Annotated in this window: 11 protein-coding genes; 8 read left to right on the top strand and 3 right to left on the bottom strand. The window is 38.8% G+C overall.

Features of this window, described 5'->3' with window-relative positions; translation table 11 throughout:
• Positions 1 to 32 precede the first annotated feature (32 nt).
• From pdhR to H4J66_RS07635, 6 genes are all read left to right on the top strand, one after another.
• The gene (gene pdhR / locus H4J66_RS07660) at positions 33 to 794 is read left to right on the top strand and encodes a pyruvate dehydrogenase complex transcriptional repressor PdhR (RefSeq protein WP_182172768.1); all 762 of its coding nucleotides are present in this window, start codon (positions 33 to 35) and stop codon (positions 792 to 794) included.
• 297 nt (positions 795 to 1,091) lie between these two features.
• The gene (aceE, locus tag H4J66_RS07655; RefSeq protein ID WP_182172691.1) at positions 1,092 to 3,779 is read left to right on the top strand and encodes a pyruvate dehydrogenase (acetyl-transferring), homodimeric type; all 2,688 of its coding nucleotides are present in this window, start codon (positions 1,092 to 1,094) and stop codon (positions 3,777 to 3,779) included.
• Positions 3,780 to 3,798: 19 nt separating this feature from the next.
• Positions 3,799 to 5,478: a dihydrolipoyllysine-residue acetyltransferase gene (gene aceF, locus H4J66_RS07650; protein WP_182172688.1), complete on the top strand. Its 1,680-nt coding sequence runs from the start codon at positions 3,799 to 3,801 to the stop codon at positions 5,476 to 5,478.
• A 212-nt stretch (positions 5,479 to 5,690) separates the two neighbouring features.
• A complete protein-coding gene (lpdA, locus tag H4J66_RS07645) occupies positions 5,691 to 7,124 on the top strand; it encodes a dihydrolipoyl dehydrogenase (protein ID WP_182172685.1) in 1,434 nt (477 codons plus the stop codon).
• Positions 7,125 to 7,500: 376 nt separating this feature from the next.
• Positions 7,501 to 9,453: a S9 family peptidase gene (locus tag H4J66_RS07640; RefSeq protein WP_182172682.1), complete on the top strand. Its 1,953-nt coding sequence runs from the start codon at positions 7,501 to 7,503 to the stop codon at positions 9,451 to 9,453.
• 185 nt (positions 9,454 to 9,638) lie between these two features.
• A complete protein-coding gene (locus H4J66_RS07635) occupies positions 9,639 to 9,980 on the top strand; it encodes a hypothetical protein (protein WP_182172679.1) in 342 nt (113 codons plus the stop codon).
• A 247-nt stretch (positions 9,981 to 10,227) separates the two neighbouring features.
• Here the strand turns inward: H4J66_RS07635 and H4J66_RS07630 are convergent, their stop codons facing one another.
• The 3 genes from H4J66_RS07630 to H4J66_RS07620 form a co-directional block, all read right to left on the bottom strand.
• The gene (locus tag H4J66_RS07630) at positions 10,228 to 13,035 is read right to left on the bottom strand and encodes a bifunctional aconitate hydratase 2/2-methylisocitrate dehydratase (protein WP_182172676.1); all 2,808 of its coding nucleotides are present in this window, start codon (positions 13,033 to 13,035) and stop codon (positions 10,228 to 10,230) included.
• 607 nt (positions 13,036 to 13,642) lie between these two features.
• A complete protein-coding gene (locus H4J66_RS07625) occupies positions 13,643 to 14,143 on the bottom strand; it encodes a YSC84-related protein (protein WP_182172765.1) in 501 nt (166 codons plus the stop codon).
• Between the two features lie 174 nt (positions 14,144 to 14,317).
• Complete coding sequence (locus H4J66_RS07620; RefSeq protein ID WP_182172673.1) at positions 14,318 to 15,217, bottom strand: MipA/OmpV family protein; 900 nt, start codon at positions 15,215 to 15,217, stop codon at positions 14,318 to 14,320.
• A 315-nt stretch (positions 15,218 to 15,532) separates the two neighbouring features.
• Here H4J66_RS07620 and H4J66_RS07615 point away from each other — a divergent pair, with 315 nt between their 5' ends.
• Together H4J66_RS07615 and H4J66_RS07610 are read left to right on the top strand one after the other, a co-directional pair.
• A complete protein-coding gene (locus H4J66_RS07615) occupies positions 15,533 to 16,663 on the top strand; it encodes an efflux RND transporter periplasmic adaptor subunit (protein ID WP_182172670.1) in 1,131 nt (376 codons plus the stop codon).
• 53 nt (positions 16,664 to 16,716) lie between these two features.
• Positions 16,717 to 20,037 (top strand): efflux RND transporter permease subunit, encoded by a 3,321-nt coding sequence (locus tag H4J66_RS07610; protein ID WP_182172667.1) that lies wholly within the window; start codon positions 16,717 to 16,719, stop codon positions 20,035 to 20,037.

Genomic DNA, 20,037 nt, shown 5'->3' with positions numbered 1-20,037 from the left:
AGGTTAAGCTGTTAGTTATGACATTGTCAGGTATCCAAAAGCCAGTTAAGCAAGCAAAGTTGTCGGATGTAATTTTACGACAATTAGAAGCCTTGATTCTTGAAGGTAGCTTGCAAGCAGGTGAAAAATTACCACCTGAACGAGAGTTAGCAAAACAATTTGATGTTTCTCGGCCCTCATTACGCGAAGCTATTCAAAAGTTAGAAGCTAAAGGCTTAGTAAATCGTCGCCAAGGCGGTGGCACATTTGTTAGTGACCAAATTCTATCAGGCTTGTCTGATCCGTTATTTGAATTAATGTCGAAAAGTAAAGAGTCGCAATTTGATCTCTTAGAGTTTCGTCATGGTATTGAAGGTATGTCGTCATATTATGCGGCGATGCGGGGCACTGAAAATGATTTTGCTGAAATACAGAAAAAGCATGACAGTATCGGCAATGCCCAGTTAGAAAATGATTTACGTTTAGAGGCTGAAGCTATTTTCGACTTTTATCTTGCTATATGTGCGGCGTCACACAATGCGGTCACTCTGCACTTAGCGCGAAGTATGTCGAGTTTGTTGATTGATAATATTGAGCAAAATCTTACTGTCTTAGCTAAGCGCCCAGATATATTTGCGCAAATGGCTGAATTTAGAAAACGCTTGTTAGACGCAATTATTAGTGGTCAGCCACAAAAAGCTTGGGGAGCAAGTCACCGTCACCTCGCTTTCATAGAAGAAGTGCTACTAAAAATGTCACAAGAAGATAGTCGCATGGAAAGATCAATGCGCAGAATGCAACGTAGTGAATATTAATGGCTATTACGTTGCAAAATAAAATTTAGAAAATAACTGTTTAACGTTAATCAAGGCATGTAAATATGCAAAAGTTGACTATCTTTAAACACAGAAATTTAACTTATAGCTATCATAATTTAAGATGTTGACGTTTAGTGTGAGTGCAAAATTATAGATACAAGGCATTTGTTTGCAGCAATGGTTTGCTATTGCAACAATGAGTAACGCCGTAGTGCTAGTTTTGAAACGCAATAAACCTGCATATAGAGTAATGATGACTATATACACTTACTAACTATTGGAAACTAAGTAATTATGTCTGAGCTCCCAAAAATTGATTTAGATTCATTGGAAACCCAAGAGTGGTTGGAATCTATGGATTCTATTCTGGAAAACGAAGGTCCAGATCGTGCACATTTCATTTTAGAAAAACTTATTGACCGCGCTCGTCGCAGTGGCACACATTTACCTTTTGAAGCAAAAACAGCTTATGTAAATACCATACCTCCTGGGCAAGAGCCTAATATGCCAGGTGATCAAACGATTGAAGCGCGCATTCGTGCAGCTATCCGTTGGAACGCTTTAGTTCTGGTACTTCGTGCGTCGAAAAAAGATTTAGACTTAGGTGGACATATTGGCAGTTTTGCTTCTTCTGCGATGTTATACGATGTCGGTTTTAATCACTTCTTTAGAGCGGCTTCTGAAAAAGACGGTGGTGACTTTATTTTCGCGCAAGGACATATCTCTCCAGGTATTTATGCGCGTGCCTTTATGGAAGGTCGTTTAACTGAATCTCAAATGGATAACTTTCGTCAAGAATGTGATGGTAAAGGGTTATCTTCTTATCCTCACCCTCATTTGATGAAAGATTTCTGGCAGTTCCCAACTGTTTCTATGGGACTAGGTCCATTACAAGCAATTTATACTGCGCGTTTCCTTAAATATTTAACCGATCGTGGTATTAAAGATTGTTCAGCACAACGCGTTTACTGTTATTTAGGTGATGGCGAGACCGATGAGCCAGAATCATTAGGTGCTATTGGTTTAGCTTCACGTGAAGATTTAGATAACTTAACATTTGTTATTAACTGTAACTTACAGCGTTTAGATGGCCCTGTTCGTGGTAATGGCAAAATTATTCAAGAGCTTGAAGGTACTTTCCGTGGCGCTGGCTGGGAGGTCGTTAAAGTTATTTGGGGTTCTTACTGGGATGCCCTTATTGCCCGTGACACTTCAGGTAAACTTTTACAACTTATGGAAGAAACGGTTGACGGTGAATACCAAAATTGTAAAGCCAAGGGTGGTAAATATACTCGTGAGAACTTTTTCAATAAATACCCTGAGACAGCGGCATTGGTTGCCAATATGTCTGATGAAGATATTTATCGTTTGAACCGTGGTGGCCATGACCCGGTTAAAGTTTATGCGGCTTATAAAAAAGCGATAGAAACTAAAGGTCGTCCAACTGTTATTCTAGCAAAAACAGTAAAAGGTTTTGGTTTAGGTGCCTCAGGTGAAGCATTGAATGTTGCTCATAACGTGAAGAAAATGGATGTTGAATCTATTAAGCTTTACCGTGATCGTTTCAATATGCCGATCAATGACGATGAGATTGCTGATTTGCCTTTCTATCGATTCCCTGAAGATAGCGAAGAGTTCAAGTATATGAAGGCGCGTCGTGAAGCGTTAGGAGGTTCTTTGCCTGCTCGTCGTGTACAAGCAGATGAAACGTTAGAAATTCCATCTCTTAAAGTCTTTGACGCAATATTGAAAGGCTCTGGTGATCGTGAAGTTTCTTCAACAATGACCTTTGTTCGTGTATTGAATGCACTATTAAAAGATAAAAAAATAGGCAAGCGTATCGTGCCTATTATCCCTGATGAAGCACGTACTTTTGGTATGGAAGGTTTATTCCGCCAAGTGGGTATTTACGCAAACGAAGGGCAAAAATACATTCCTCAAGATGCTGACCAAGTTGCTTATTATCGTGAAGATAAAAAAGGTCAGGTTTTACAAGAAGGTATCAATGAATTAGGTGCTATGGCATCTTGGGTTGCTGCAGGTACGTCTTACTCTACTTGTAATGCGACAACGATCCCATTTTACATTTACTACTCTATGTTTGGTTTCCAACGCGTTGGTGACTTAGCTTGGGCTGCAGGTGATAGCCAAGCAAAAGGCTTTTTACTAGGTGCTACTGCCGGTCGAACAACCTTGAATGGTGAAGGTTTACAACATCAAGATGGTCATTCACATGTGCAAGCAGGTTTGATCCCTAATTGTGTGACGTACGATCCTACTTATGGTTATGAAATATCGGTTATTGTGCGTGAAGGTTTACGTCGCATGTATGAAGAAAATGAAAATATTTTCTTCTACTTAACCTTGATGAACGAAAACTATAAACATCCGGCGATGCCTGACAATAAAGATGTTGAAGAGCAGATAATTAAAGGTATTTACAAACTTGAAACGGTAGCGGCGAAGAAAGCTTCGAAAAAACCAAAAGTGAATGTGCAGTTAATGGGCTCAGGCACTATCTTGGAAAAGGTACGTGAAGCGGCGCAAATTTTAAGTGCTGATTACGGTATTTCAAGTGATGTTTACTCTGTAACCTCATTCAATGAATTAGCGCGTGACGGTCAGAATGTTGCACGCTGGAATATGCTTCACCCAGAAAGTAAGCAAAAACAAGCGTACATTTCTAACGTTATTACCAAAGGAAATGGTCCTGCAATTGCAGCAACTGATTATATTAAAAACTATTCAGAGCAAGTGCGTGCCTACATAGACACCGAATATCGCTGTCTAGGTACCGATGGTTTTGGTCGCAGTGACAGTCGCGCTAATTTACGTACTCACTTTGAAGTGAATGCTGCTTATGTTGTTGTTGCTGCGTTATTTGAGTTAGCTAACCGTGGTGATGTTGAGCGTTCAGTAGTCACTGAAGCGATTAAACGCTTTGATATCGACACTGAAAAACTTAACCCACTTTACGCATAAGCAGACTAGGAGATTTAATATGTCAGATAGTCAAAAGATTCTAGTCCCTGATGTTGGTGGCGACGAAGTAGAAATTATTGAAATTTGTTTTGCTGTTGGTGATTCAATCGAAGCAGACGAAGGAATTGTTACCGTTGAAACTGATAAAGCATCAATGGACATCCCCGCACCATTTGCTGGAAAGTTATCGGCATTATTGGTCAGTGTCGGTGATAAGATTAAAGAAGGTGATGTGATTGCTGAAATGACATCATCGCAAGCAGTACCCGAAACGGCTGAAGCTACAGAGGAAACTACAGACGAAGCGCCAGCAGAAGCTGTAGAAGAAACGGTTGCAGAAGTTGAGTCAACTCCTGCACCTGCTGAGGCTCCTGCTAAGGCGGCGGTATCAGCACAAAGTGAAATTATTGATATTGCAGTGCCTGATATTGGTGAAGATGGCGAAGTTGAAATTATCGATGTTTTAGTGAGTGTTGGTGATGTTATTGAAGTTGAAGATGGTTTAATCACCTTAGAAACAGATAAAGCGACGATGGATGTGCCTTCGTCACATGCGGGTACCGTTAAAGAAGTATTGGTTAGCGTTGGTGGCAAAGTAAAGCAGGGCGCTATTGTTATTAAGCTTGAAACATCAAGTGGCTCACCGATTGAAGTCGCTGCTCCTGCTCCTGTTGCTGAAGAAGTTGCTGAAGCACCAAAAGCTAAACCCGCACCACAAAAGGCTGCTCCTGTTCCGCATCATCCACAAGCGGGCACAGTGGCTTCATCGGGTAGTATTTATACTTCGCCATCGATTCGCCGTATTGCTCGTGAATATGGTGTTGATTTGACCTTAGTTAAAGGAACGGGCAGAAAAAGTCGTATTTTAAAAGAAGACGTACAGTCTTACGTGAAATACGAACTGTCTCGACCTAAAGCTAATGCGGGTAGCTCGGTTGCTGCGGGTGAGGGGGGCTTACAGGTCGTCAGTGCTAAGGCTATCGATTTCTCTAAGTTTGGCGAAATTGAAACGAAAGCACTTACGCGCATTCAAAAAATATCAGGTCCATTTCTCCATCGTAATTGGGTAACTATTCCACATGTTACTCAATTTGATGAAGCTGATATCACTAATGTTGAAGCGTTTCGTAAAGAACAAAATGTTATTTGTGAAAAGAAAAAACTAGGCTTTAAGATCACACCATTAGTCTTTATTTTAAAAGCGGTTGCTGATGCTTTACGTGAATTCCCTGCGTTTAACTCAAGTTTGAGTGAAGACGGAGAAAGCTTAATTCTCAAGAAATACATTCACATTGGTGTTGCTGTTGATACGCCTAATGGTTTAGTCGTTCCGGTAGTACGTGATGTCGACCAAAAAGGTATTCATCAACTCTCTCGTGAACTCCTAGAAATTAGCATGAAAGCACGAGATGGCAAATTGAAAGCGACCGATATGCAAGGTGGATGTTTTACTATTTCTAGCCTTGGTGGTATTGGTGGTACAGCATTCACGCCGATTGTTAATGCTCCAGAAGTGGCAATTTTAGGTGTTTCAAAATCAGAAATAAAACCTAAGTGGAATGGTAAGGATTTTGAGCCTAAACTTATGTTGCCATTATCAATGTCGTACGACCATCGTGTTATTGACGGTGCCTTAGCCGCACGCTTTACGGTACACTTAGCCAGTGTAATGTCTGATATCCGTCAATTGATCTTATAATTGATAGAGTCTTTGACGTTAAGATAAAAGTGAGTAGGCAGAAATGCTTCTCACTTTTTACTACTTTGGTCAAAGAAGGCGCGATTAAAGATGGTACTTTGGTAGGAGTTTAAGTAAAATTCTGCCCAGTAAAGTATAAATAATATTATATTTGTGGCTTTCCATATTGGCGAAGCGATAAATGACAAAACAACAAGTTAATTGAGGTAAACATGAGTAACGAAATTAAAACTCAAGTAGTAGTATTAGGTTCAGGCCCCGGTGGTTATTCAGCGGCATTCCGTGCTGCAGATTTAGGTTTAGATGTAGTCTTAATTGAAAGCCGAAAAACATTAGGTGGCGTTTGTTTAAATGTGGGTTGTATCCCATCAAAAGCATTACTTCATGTTGCTAAAGTTATTGATGATGCAGCTGCTATGGCTTCTCACGGAGTTACATTTGGTAAGCCAGAAATTAATTTAGATAAAATTCGCGACTGGAAAGATAGCGTAGTTTCCCAACTTACTGGCGGCTTAGGTGGAATGTCTAAAGCGCGTAAAGTGACTACAGTTTACGGTTACGGCAAGTTCACTTCAGATAAAACGATTGAAGTTGAAGGCAATGACGGCGAGAAAACGACGGTTACTTTTGATAATGCTATTATCGCCGCAGGTTCTTCTGTTATCGATTTACCTTTTATTCCAAATGATGACCCACGCGTTATTGATTCAACAGGCGCTTTAGAACTTCATGACATTCCTGATGAAATGTTAGTATTGGGCGGTGGTATTATCGGTCTAGAAATGGGTACGGTATACAGAGCTTTAGGCGCTAATGTTTCAGTGGTTGAATTTGCTGATCAATTAGTACCAGCTGCAGATAAAGACATTGTTAAAATTTATACTAATTTCAACAATAAAAACTTCAACATTATGTTATCTACTAAAGTGGTTGCCGTTGAAGCTAAAGTTGACGGCTTGTATGTGACTTTTGAAGGTAAAAAAGCACCAGCAGAACCAGTACGTTACGACAAAATTTTAGTGGCTGTTGGCCGTAAGCCAAATGGTCATTTAGTTGCTGCTGACAAAGCAGGTGTTAACGTTGATGAACGTGGTTTCATCAATGTAACGAATGAACTACGTACTAACGTTCCACATATTTTTGCTATTGGTGATGTTGTTGGTCAACCTATGCTGGCACATAAAGCGGTTCATGAAGCGCATTGTGCAGCAGAAGTTATCTCAGGTAAGAAACATACCTTTGAACCACGTTGTATCCCTTCTGTTGCTTACACTGATCCTGAAATGGCTTGGACTGGCGTAACAGAGACTGAAGCTAAAGAGCAAGGTTTAAACATTGAAGTAGCTAACTTCCCTTGGGCGGCTTCTGGTCGTGCTATCGCTTCTGGCCGTACCGAAGGTAAAACTAAGTTAATCTTTGAAAAAGAAACGGGCCGTATTCTTGGTGGTGCCATTGTTGGTATCAACGCGGGCGAAATGTTGGGCGAAATTTGTTTAGCCGTTGAAATGGGTGCTGATGCAGAAGACATAGGCTTAACCATTCATGCTCATCCAACATTAAATGAATCTATTGGCTTAGCGGCTGAAATTTTTGAAGGTTCAATTACTGATTTACCTAATGCAAAAGCGGTAAAGAAAAAGAAATAATCATTGTTTTTAAGTAAACGATAAACCTGCATTTATGCTGAAATGCCATTCACTATTGATAGTGAATGGCATTTTTTATGGCTGATTGTTTTAGTTAGCGCTTAATCTTTACTGAACTAAGTGCCTAAGCCCCGACTCACCAAAGCTATTTAGTGAGATTCAGCGATATACCTATTACCTTCGTTTTTTGATCATTATTATCAGTCATCTTCTTTCAATGACCCACGTCGTTATTCGTTTGGACCGACCTGAATTATAAATATGGCAAGTTTACTGGTAATTTTGTAAATAATTTGTAAAGATATAGGTAAATGATTTTTATCGTATCATCGATAATGACAACTACCGCTAATCAACAAGTCGCTAGGATGCAATAATGAAAAAAATAATAATCACTATTCTATTGCTCAGCGTGACCTTCTTAAGTCATGCCGAAAAACAAACGTTAACCTACAAGGAATTTGGTCACTTACCTATAATTCAAGAACCTACCGTATCGCCAGATGGTAAACATATTGCTGGAATATTTAACAGTGAAGATGGTCCGTCGGTTGTGATGAGTGACTTTGGCTCAAATAGTATTATAAAACTTGTTAGCCTTAAAAAGTCTAAAGACAGAATAGACTCGGTTATGTGGGCAAATAATGAACGTTTGTTGGTATCATCGAGTTACTCTAAAAAGCAATGGGGTGATAGATTTCGAGTTAATCGATTATTTTCGGTTAACATTGACGGCAGTAACTTGATTGAATTAAATCGTGCAGCAAACCTACGCAGTTTAACGGGTGCAGAAATCGCTATGTATGATTTAAACAGCTCTCAACAAGTTGTTTCGTTATTAAAAGCAGAAAAAGAATTTGTATTATTGCAGATGTACTCTCCTAAGGATAAAGGACAATCTGTCTATAAAGTTAATATTTATGAAAATAAGTTTGAAAAGTTATTCGTTAATAAATATGACGTTTATAGTTGGGTTGCCAATAAAGCGGGTGATGTCGTCTTGGGTGTAGGTTCTGACGATTATGATAGTACTATTACGAATATATGGTACAGAAAAGACAATAATGATGAGTGGAAGTTATTACACTCTAAAAAAGCGTTCGAAGGTGAAACTTTTTCTCCTATTTTGGTTAGTGATGATAAGGCGATTGTTATCTCTGATCACAAGATACATAGAGACGCACTTTGGCAATATGATATTAAGTCGGGAACCTACGATAAGCTATTATATGCTAATGATAACTATGATGTAGAAGGTGCTATTTTTAATGCGGATAGAAATGAAGTTATTGGTGCTATTTATTTTGAGCACTACCGTAAGAATCATTTTTTTACTGATGCTGACACTGAAATCTATAACATTGTAAAAAATAGTTTCAAGCAATACCAAGCCAGTATTTATAGTATGAGCAAAGATAAAAAGAAAATTTTAGTGGCTGCTCAGCGAGATAATTCACCCCCTAAGTTTTTTTGGTTAGATTTGACTAATAAATCGGGTGGTTTTTGGATCAGTCAATACCCCTATTTAGAAGGCAAGCCGCTGGCTAGTGTTCAACCGTTTCAATTTGAAGCATCTGATGGCATGTCTTTGCACGGGTATTTAACGTTGCCAACAACGCCAATGAGTAATAATAAAAAACCACCCTTGATTATTCACCCTCATGGCGGTCCACAATCAAGAGATTACCAATACTTTAGTCCGTTTGTGCAATACTTTGCCAGTAAAGGTTATGCCGTACTACAAGTTAACTTTCGTGGATCTACCGGCTTTAGTAACGCTTATCAAACCGCTGGTTACCAACAGTGGGGTAAACGTATGCAAGATGATATTTATGAAGCGATAGACTGGTTAGCTGAGACGGAACTGGTTGATACTAATAATAGCTGTATCGTTGGTGCTAGCTATGGCGGTTATGTGGCATTAACGGCGGCATTTCAAAGGCCCAAGCAATTTAAATGTATTGCCAGTATCGCTGGGATTGGTGACTTACTTGAGTTAGCAAAAGATGAGTACAGATACGAATCTAAACGACCTTTTATTGATAAAACTATTGGTAACCCAACGGACGATAAAACTATTGCCAGTCTTAAAGCGACTTCTGCAATTAACTATCTTAAGCAGATCAAAGCACCGATATTATTAATTCATGGTAAACATGATACTCAGGTAAGATTTAGCCAATCTGACGATTTTTATGATGCGGCTAAAGACGCTGATTTAGATATCGATTTTGTTGAGTTTGCCAATGGTACGCATTACCTCGATGAAAATGTAAATCGCATAGAAGCATTTAAGGTGGTAGGTGAATTCTTAGACAAGCACTTGTAAGTGCTTGACTAACTTTATATAAAAACCAGCATCTTTGCTGGTTTTTATTTTTAGGAACAGTAACCTGTCTCAGCACCATCGCCATGCCTTGGCAGCTATGTTGTCTCAGTATTAGTGCATTCTTGGTTGTCGATGGTAGAGTACCGCTGCCTTATACAATATAATTATTATCAGAAAAAGGGCTTATGATGCGTTTATTTACTTTAGCTATTACTTGTTTTGCTCTATCTGCTTGTACCAACATTGTTTCTGAAAACGGAGCTTCACAATGGGATTTTGATCACAATATTCAGTTTAAACAAACAAAACTGGCTGAAAATAAATATCACTTAGAGGTGAACCCCAAGTCGGACACCCACTTTGATAAACTGGCTACTTTTATGATGAGACAATCTTACGAGATTTGTGGCACTTATGGTTTTACCATTGAAGTGTTAAAAGGGATTGAAAAGTTTGACGACAGAAAATCGTTTCCCAATTTAATTATGCCTTCATTATCCGCTAATATTGAATGCGCTAGTCAGTAGAGGCATTTCTGGTCAATGTAAACTTCTCTTACATGCTCACTTAATTACAGACCCAGTTAAGTGAGTCTAGTCCTTGCATTGCTGTGCCATTTTTAATAACTAGAAGATTAAAATAAAAAAGGATTACTTATCTTAGTTGATAGTAAGTTTTACCTCACTCAACCAAAATAAATAACCCTTATATTTCTAAGTCTATTTTAATGTATCACTTAAAATAGAGTCCCCATTAAGGACTCTATATAGCTAATTACATTACTTTAATCGGTACTGCTGGTGCAGTGTACTTAGTAGTCATCTCATGTGTAGGAGGAGCGAATCGTGTTAAATCGATACCTTCTACTGCTGACTTATACTCTTCGATTGTTGGGAAACGACCAAGCATTGTGGAAAGCACAACTAATGGTGTAGAGCCAAGTAACGATTCACCTTTTTTCTCAGCAGTATCTGCTACAACACGACCTTGGAATAAACGTGTTGATGTTGCAATAACCGTGTCACCAGGTTCAGCTTTTTCTTGGTTACCCATACATAAGTTACAGCCTGGGCGCTCAAGGTACATGATGTTTTCGTACTTAGTACGTGCAGCATTTTTAGGTACAGCATCGTCAAATTCGAAGCCTGAATATTTTTGTAAAATCTCCCAATCGCCTTCAGCTTTAAGCTCATCAACAATATTGTAAGTTGGTGGTGCAACAACTAATGGAGCTTTAAATTCTATCTTGTTACCTTGTGCTTCCATATTACGGAACATTTGAGCGATAATTTGCATATCACCTTTGTGAACCATACAAGAACCAACAAAACCTAGGTCAACTGATTTATCAGCGTAGTATGAAACAGGGCGAATAACATCATGGGTGTAACGTTTAGAAGCATCGTCGTTGTTTACATCTGGATCAGCAATCATTGGCTGGTCGATAATATCTAAATCAATTAACACTTCAGCGTAGTATTTAGCATTATCATCTGGTGATAATGCAGGTGTTTCACCTGATTTAATGCCTTCGATGCGTTGGTCTGCTAAGGCGATTAAACCGTTAAGTGTTTTCGCTTCGTTTTCCATACCCTTGTTGATCATTATCTGGATACGGCTCTTAGCAAGCTCAAGTGATTGAATTAATGTTTCATCTTCAGAAATACAGATAGAGGCTTTTGCCTTCATTTCTGCAGACCAATCAGTAAAGGTAAATGCTTGGTCAGCTAATAATGTACCGATATGCACTTCAATGATACGACCTTGGAAGACATTTTCGCCATCAAATTGCTTAAGCATTTGCGCTTGAGTAGAGTGAACTACATCACGGAAATCCATGTGGTCTTGCATCTTGCCTTTAAAAGTAACTTTTACAGACTCAGGGATTGGCATAGCCGATTCACCTGTGGCAAGCGCAATTGCTACTGTACCCGAGTCAGCACCAAAGGCTACACCTTTAGACATACGAGTATGCGAGTCACCACCAATGATGATTGCGCGATCGTCTACGGTAATATCATTTAATACTTTATGAATAACATCAGTCATTGCATGGTAAACGCCTTTCGGGTCACGTGCAGTAATAAGACCGAACTTGTTCATGAATGCCATTAATTTAGGAATGTTAGCTTTAGCTTTACTGTCCCAAACTGATGCTGTATGACAACCTGATTGGTATGCACCGTCTACTAGTGGAGAAATAGTAGATGCTGCCATCGCTTCAAGCTCTTGACATGTCATAGGGCCTGTGGTGTCTTGAGAGCCAACAATGTTAACTTTAACGCGAACATCTGAGCCCGCATGTAATGGTGTGTTCGATGTTACACCAACAGCGTTGTTATTAAAGATTTTTTCAACGGCGGTTAAACCTTGACCTTCATGAGAAATTTCTTTTGAAGTGGCATATACCGGTGGTGTGGCTATGCCAAGTGTTTTAGCAGCGAACGTTTGTAATTTCTTACCAAATGTTACCGCGTAAGAACCACCTGCTTTCATGAATTCTACTTTCTGTGGTGTGAAGGCTGAAGATATATCCGCAAGCTCTTTGTCACCGTTGTACAATTTCTTCGCTTTGGTATCGATAGTTAATACGGTACCCGTCGCTACAGAATAAGCTTCCTCTAAAACTGCATCACCATTTGCATCAACAACGGCTTTGCCACTTGCATCTACTTTCTTAACCCAGTTTTTAAGGTCAAGACCAATGCCGCCAGTTACATCAACGGTTGTTAAGAATATTGGAGAAATACCATTAGTACCCGCAACTACCGGTGCAATGTTAATAAACGGTACGTATGGGCTTGCTTTTTTGCCTGCCAACAGTGCAACGTTGTTAACACCCGACATACGAGATGAACCAACACCCATAGTGCCTTTTTCAGCGATAAGCATGACTTTCGCTTTAGGGTACTTAACTTGTAATGCTTTAATTTCTGCTTGAGCTTCTGGAGTGCTCATGCATTGGCCATGTAATTCACGGTCAGCACGTGAATGTGCTTGATGACCAGGAGATAATAAATCAGTTGAGATATCACCTTCACCGGCAATATAAGTGACTACTTCAACTTTTGCTTCAACTTCAGGTAACTTAGTGAAAAACTCCGCTTGGGCGTAGCTTTCTAAAATATCTTTCGCAAGTGCGTTGCCTGCTTTAAATGCAGCTTCAAGACGCACTGTATCAGCGTCATATAAAAATACTTGCGTTTTTAAAACTTCTGCCGCTGGTTTTGCTACTGCTGCGTCATCAGATAATGCTAAATCAAGAAGTACCTCAATTGAAGGGCCCCCTTTCATATGAGATAACAATTCAAAAGCAAACGTCGGGGTGATTTCTGCGACAACTGACTGAGCTAGAATAATTTCTTTTAAAAATACAGCTTTTACACCTGCAGCACTCGTTGTGCCCGGTAAAGTGTTATAAATGAAAAAGTTAAGGGAATCTTCGCGATGCTCACTTCCAGAATCTTTAATTTGAGCAATGATTTCTGATAATAGATCGGCAGAATCAATGGGTAGAGGCGCTAATCCTAGCTCATTCTTACGATTTTCAATTTCTTTAATGTACGCTAAATATAGACTCATTTAAAACTCTCTCTAGTTCTAATGTGCTAATAACATTGTCATCATTAGCAAGTAAAAATTTTGCTTATAGTTTACCTGATTTTTGAGCTACTACGAATCATTTGATTAAATAAGTACTATTCATCGCAGTGATAACTAATGTAAGTTTTAGTCGTAATGGTTATGTAGGTAGGGTATCAGAGGATAATAGTAAGAAATAATCCCGTAAATTTTATGATACTAGTAGAAAGGTCTAATTTTTTATATCTCGATAATCGCTTATATTGAAGCAAAAAGATCAATAAATTATTCCTATTAGCATAAGATGCAAAGGCCTGATACTTAGTGGTATTTGAATTTTCATAAGATTGAAAGTTATACTAGTAAAGCGAATACTGTAATTTTACAAGGAGAAGCTTAAGGTGTTAATCAGCCGAAGTTAATTTTTCCCTTAAAGCGCACAGGAGTTATTTATATGTTTTACGCTTTAAGGTGTTAATCAGCCGAAGTTGATTTTTCCCTTAAAGTACACAATTTTTCCCTTAAAGCGCACAGGGGGTATTTATATATTGTGCGCTTTACAGCAATAACAGATTTAACTAAGGATAATGACTACCGAGTTGGGCTGTTAATTAAGCTTACTGTTCTGCCAAAACTTAGTGCCTTTCATTGTTGCCTGCAGGGTTAAGCCACTTTCAGTAAAAGTGTAGACAGTTACATCACCGTAATACATTTCTCCTTCAACTGAGCCGCCTTTATTACCCGCTTTTGCTGCGGCATCAACATTACCACCAAAGCTCCAACCTTGATTAACAAAATCATTCATTGCTTGTGACGTATGAAATACCATAACAATACGGTAATCTTTAACACCAAGACCAAGGCCTATAACACCTTCAGCCATATTCATATAAGTATATTTAGCTGAATTATTACTTTTAACCACACCATAGCCTGTGCCAGCTGCCATAAATATTAAATTGATATTAGCATTCGAAAAGACAGCATAACCAGCCGCTGAATTAATTTGGCTACGGGTATCTGGTTTATTAGCAAAAAGTTGGTTAAGCACCGTATCTTTCATGGTGAGAATTTCTTGTTGTTGTTCTGCTTTACTACCATCTCCCATTGAAGCACAAGCAACCAAGGTTAAGCTAAGCACTAAAGAGAACAATTTTTTTAATTGAGAACATCGTTTTTTTCCTTTTATAATTAATTATCTAAAGTTTAGAGCAGTGTTAACTTTTTTATAAGTCAATTTAATCAATAGTAGCTATTTGTTTTAGTGTCTTTGAAAGGATTGTTACCAACTTGCTTTTTTATCACTTTCGTACAAGCGCCAAACAAAGCCAATACCGACGCTGTAAGTAATGTCTTCTTCATAAAGAGGGCTATCTTGGTTGGCTGCACCTTGATGAAATTGTGCTGAGCCAGTGACAAATGCGCGGATATTTTTTCGTATGGGTAATGACAGACCCATAGAAAGTTCAGCGCCCAAATAGCCTCCTTTGGCACTATATTGTTGGCGATTGCTATTGGCGAATTTGCGATCAACCTGATAAAAGTAATCTTGTAATTTTTCAGTCGCAAAAGTTAAGCTAAAAGCGATATTTAAGCCGACTTCTTTAAAAATTGCACCACGCTGTTGGTATGAAATGGTTGGCTCTATAACAAAACCACGATCGTCGATGCGATCAAAATCAGTAGAAAATACCGCTCTTGCTTGCAAGCGAGCTTTGAGTCTTGCATCTCCACCTTGTGAAAATTTATAGTCTTTAACGCGATAAATTAATTGTGGCCCTATTTCAAATAAGAAGTCTAATTCAGGCATACTAGCGCGAGATGTATTGTCATCACTGTCGGCAGAGAATGCACCGCCAAAGGAAAGGTCTAATTCAAAATTACTTGTTTCAACCACAACTGCACGCATGCCATCACCACCACCAACCCGAAACACATCGCCCCGATAAACGACATAGGGCGCGGCTAATGCAATAAAATTTCGCTCGCCTGATGCCGGGTAATTAGCGACTTCTATAGCGCCACCACCAAGTCCAAATTCCCATAAAGGCTGACTTTCGTCGATGTTTTCAAAGCCAGTTAGCCCGCGAACAGGGGATTCGTCTTTGTCGTTAGCCATAACGGGTGATACGAAGAGAGCAGTAGTAAAAATAGCTAAAAAATACAGTTTTATGCAATACATTCAACAACCTTGTTAGAAAAAAATTTTTATATATTAATCGTAAACCATAGTGCGCGGTGATTAAAACTCTTTTATTCATTTTAATGATAGGTGCCTAATGTCGAGACTGAAAAATAAATGTGCGTTTGATAGATAACGTTTTAGTGGCGACTTCATAAATAATTCAAAATATTTTTTATAGGTAAAATTCTTATACTTACTAGTAATCATAACTCGTTACAATTGAATGTTTAATAACCGTCAAAAGCTATTTGTATCTTACTTGCCGATCCGGATAAAATAACCATAATTATAATTATAAAACAACGGACCGTTATGCGCCTCAATTCACTAGCAACTTCATTATTATTATCACTATTCTTAGTCACAGTGTTAAGCGCTTGTAATGAAGAAAAAGTAGCAGACAAAGAAAAGAAAGTTTATCAGGTGCCCGTAGAAACAACTCTCGTTGACAATAGAACGATCACTAATACTTATCAAACAACCGCTGTGCTTGAAGCAAAAGCTGAAAGCAAAGTTACTAATAAAGTCACAGGCATGATTAACACAATATTAGTTGAAGAGGGAATGTCGGTTACCAAAGGACAAACCTTAGCTGAAATTGATTCTGAAAACTATTTATTAGAACTTGAACGTACCACCATAGATGTTGACTCTGCGGTTGCAGAATTTAACCGCAGTAGACCAATAGATGGTGAACAACTGATATCGGTTAAAGATCTAGAGAAGCTTGAGTTTTTAGTGAAAACAAGAAAAAACCAACAAAAAGTGGCGGCGATACAAGTACGTGATTCAAAAGTAAGAGCGCCAATATCAGGTGTTATTGCTTCAAGAATGGTAAAAGAAGGCAATATGACCGCTAATGTTGGTGGTGAAATGTTTACCATTGTTGCCCTCGATACCTTACAAGGGGTTGTTTATTTGCCCGAATCTGAAATGAATAATGTTCATGTTGGTCAACAAGCGTATTTAAACTTTCCGGCAAACGCAAAAGAACTTTCTGCAACGGTTGACTTAATCTCACCAATCATTGATACCGAATCGGGGACTTTTAAAGTGACCTTAAAAGTTAATAATGATAACCATGTCTTAAAACCCGGGATGTTTGCTAAAGTGTCACTGACCCTTGATGTTCATGATAATGCGCAAATTGTGCCACAAAAAGCCTTGCTGGTTACCGACACTGAAACCAGCTTATTCGTTATTCAAGATAATATAGCTAAGAAAGTTACAGTGGTTACCGGTTTTGAACAAGATGGTTTTGTTGAAATATTGACGCCACTAAATGCCCTTGAACCGGTCGTGATTGTCGGTCAGCAAGGTTTGAAAATTGATAGTGCTGTAAAAATAATAGGTGAAGAAGAAACCCAAAATAAGAACGTTGAACTAACTACTGATAATAATGCCGTTAAGGAAAATGCTGATAATCAAGCAACGCAAGACTAATAATTTGTGAACTTGTTTTTACCTAATCGTTAAATTTAAAGGAATTATTATTCATGAGTATTGTTAGTACGGTGGTCAAACGCCCGGTAACGGTAGCGATGTTTACACTCGCTGTAATGTTATTTGGACTGGTGGGTTTTTCACGCCTCTCTGTTTCATTGTTACCCGACCTATCTTATCCGACGTTAACCGTAAGAACGGATAATGCCGGTGCCGCTCCTGCTGAAATAGAGCAATTGATCAGCAAACCTATTGAAGAATCTGTCGGTGTTGTTAAAGGCATACGTAAAGTACATTCCATCTCAAAAGCTGGACAGTCTGATGTGGTTATTGAGTTTGAATGGGGCGTAGCGATGAATTTTGCCACACAAAATGTCCGTGAAAAACTTGATATTATTGCTCTGCCTAAAGACGTTAATAAACCCATTATTCTGCGTTTTAATCCCGCACTTGACCCTATTATCCGTTTAGGACTGTCAACTGAAAATACCCATCCTCGCGCATTAAAAAAGATACGTACCTTTGCAGAACAAGAAATAAAACGGCAGCTTGAAACTATTTCAGGCGTTGCCGCTGTTCAACTAGGCGGCGGTTTACAGCAAGAAATACAAGTTGTTTTTGATCAAGAAAAAGCAGCACGCCGAGGTATAACGGCACAAAGTATTGTTTCACGTATTCAAAGTGAAAATATTAACATGTCGGCGGGTCGTGTTTACGACGGTCAGCAAGAGTATTTAGTACGTACCGTTAATCAATTTGTTTCACTAGAACAACTCGGCAATATGATTGTTAAACAAGCTGATGGCAAAACCATTTACCTTAAAGATATTGCCCAAGTTATTGATGGCGAAAAAGAACGTACCGATATTACTCGTATCAATAATAATGAAGCGATAGAACTGGCCATTTATAAAGAAGGTGATGCAAATACAGTAACCGTAGCAAAAGCGGTAAATAAGAAATTAGCCGAGCTTGAAGAGACCTTACCCGAAGCACTCACTTTTACGGTTATCTATGACCAATCTGAATTTATTGTCAATGCGGTAGATGAAGTTAAAAGTGCGGCGATTATTGGCGGATTACTTGCCATGCTGATTCTATATTTATTCTTGGGGAATTTTTTCAATACGATTATTATTTCACTAGCGATACCTATTTCAATTATCGCGACCTTTAATTTAATGTTTGCCAATGACATTAGTCTTAATATTATGTCATTAGGGGGCATTGCCTTAGCGGTTGGCTTATTAGTTGATAATGCAATTGTTGTGCTTGAAAACATTGCTCGATACCGCGAAAAAGGCGCGAGTATTATTGATGCGGCAATTAAGGGGACCGATGAAGTATCGGGTGCCGTTATTGCCTCGACATTAACCACGTTAGCGGTGTTTTTTCCTTTAGCTTTTGTAACCGGTTTTGCCGGGCAGTTATTCAGTGACCAAGCGATGACCGTTACTTTTGCTTTGCTTGCTTCTTTGGTTGTTGCCTTAACGTTAATTCCAATGCTGGCATCACGCCAATTTAGCCAACATAAACTGACACCAGAAAATGAGAATAACGATAACTCATTAGTCAAAGAAATAGCTAAAACGCCACTGACTAAAAGAAAGAAAACCGTTAAAGTTATGCTTCATATTTTGGGATTCCCCTTCTTATTGATTTTTAATTACTTACCTTTGTTTTTCACCAAGGTATTGTTACTTATTACTAATTTAATCACTAAAGTGCTTATTTTTATTTTTAAACCCGCGCATAGAGTCTTTAGTTTTTATTTTGAAAAACTCGCCTCAGCTTACAGTCGTTTATTGAAATTGGCTTTAAAAAACAGAGCGATTTTAGTCGGTCTTAGTTTGTTCTTTGCGATTGCAGTAATGAGCTTATTACCCAAAATTGCTGTTGAATTAGTGCCTGAAGTGGCAAAGTCAGAATTTACCATTGAGTTAACTCTGCCACAAGGCACGCCCATTAATATCACCGATATGCGGTTAAAAGAGCTTGCGGCCACTATTGCTAAAGATGAACGGGTAAAACACAGCTACTCATTAGCCGGGAGTGGAAGCTTAATGATGAGTTCAGCCAGTAAAGGTGGCGAAAACTGGGGACAACTTTTAGTGGCACTTTACAGCAGTGACGATCTTGAATCAGTCAAAGCTGTGGTCCGCGCTAAAGTTGCCCAAATGGCAGATGTAAATGCTGAAATAGCACAAACAGAAATGTTTACGACGGAGCGTCCACTGCAAATAATTTTGTCAGGTTATGACCTTGTTGCTCTTAAAAAATACAGCGACCAGCTTATACAAAATATGTCGATGGATAACCAGTTTATTGACTTAAACAATAGTTTGCGTGCGGGTCAACCTGAATTAAAAATTAGCTTTGACAACGAACGCTTAGCAAGTTTAGAGCTAAAAGCGTCGGATATAGCCGATCAGTTAGTGACTAAAATCGCAGGCTCAGTCGCGAGTAAATATAACTTACAAGACAGACAGGTCGATATTCTAGTGCGCGCTGATGAAAACTCAAGAAATTCAGCACAAGCTATTCGTCAATTAACGGTTAATTCGCAGCAAGAAAAATCTTTACCATTGGCTGCGGTAGCCGATATTACAGAAAGTATTGGTCCGAATGAGATTAACCGAATTGATCAAAGCCGTGTTGCTATTATTTCAGCTTCACTCGCTTATGGTGATTTGTCTGAAGCAGCAGCTAAAGCAGAAGAATTGGTTAAAGAGCTCTATTTACCCTTTAACATCAAATCAAGAGTGGCAGGGCAAAATGAAGAAATGGAAAGCTCTTTTTCTTCATTAATGATGGCGTTAGCGTTAGCAGTGTTTTTAGTCTATTTAGTGATGGCTTCGCAGTTTGAATCGTTATTAAATCCGTTTATTATTTTATTCTCTATTCCATTAGCAGTGCTAGGTTCGGTATTAGGCTTATATGTTACAGGGACTAATATCAGCGTTATCGTACTCATTGGTATTATCATGCTAACGGGTATTGTGGTGAATAATGCGATTGTCTTAGTGGACCGAATTAATCAACTACGCCATAAAGGAGTTGATAAGCTTGCCGCGATTATGGACGCGAGTCGTTCACGTTTTCGCCCAATTATCATGACATCGTTAACCACTATTTTAGGTTTAGCGCCATTGGCATTTAGCAGCGGAGAAGGCTCTGAATTAAGGGCGCCTCTTGCTATTACGGTAATGAGCGGTTTACTGGTTGCAACAATGCTAACGTTACTTTTAATTCCTGTTTTGTATAGCTTGTTTGACCGAAAAACCTATATTGTCGAAAGCGATGATCTTGATAACGATAGCTTTGAAAACCAGCAAGCGAATAGCGCAACGTCTAATAACATAGCCGAGGCGTAA

The organism is Colwellia sp. MB3u-55, from assembly GCF_014076785.1.
GTDB lineage: Bacteria > Pseudomonadota > Gammaproteobacteria > Enterobacterales > Alteromonadaceae > Colwellia_A.
Note: the sequence above shows the minus strand (reverse complement) of the source record. Positions and strands in the feature narration are given on the sequence as shown.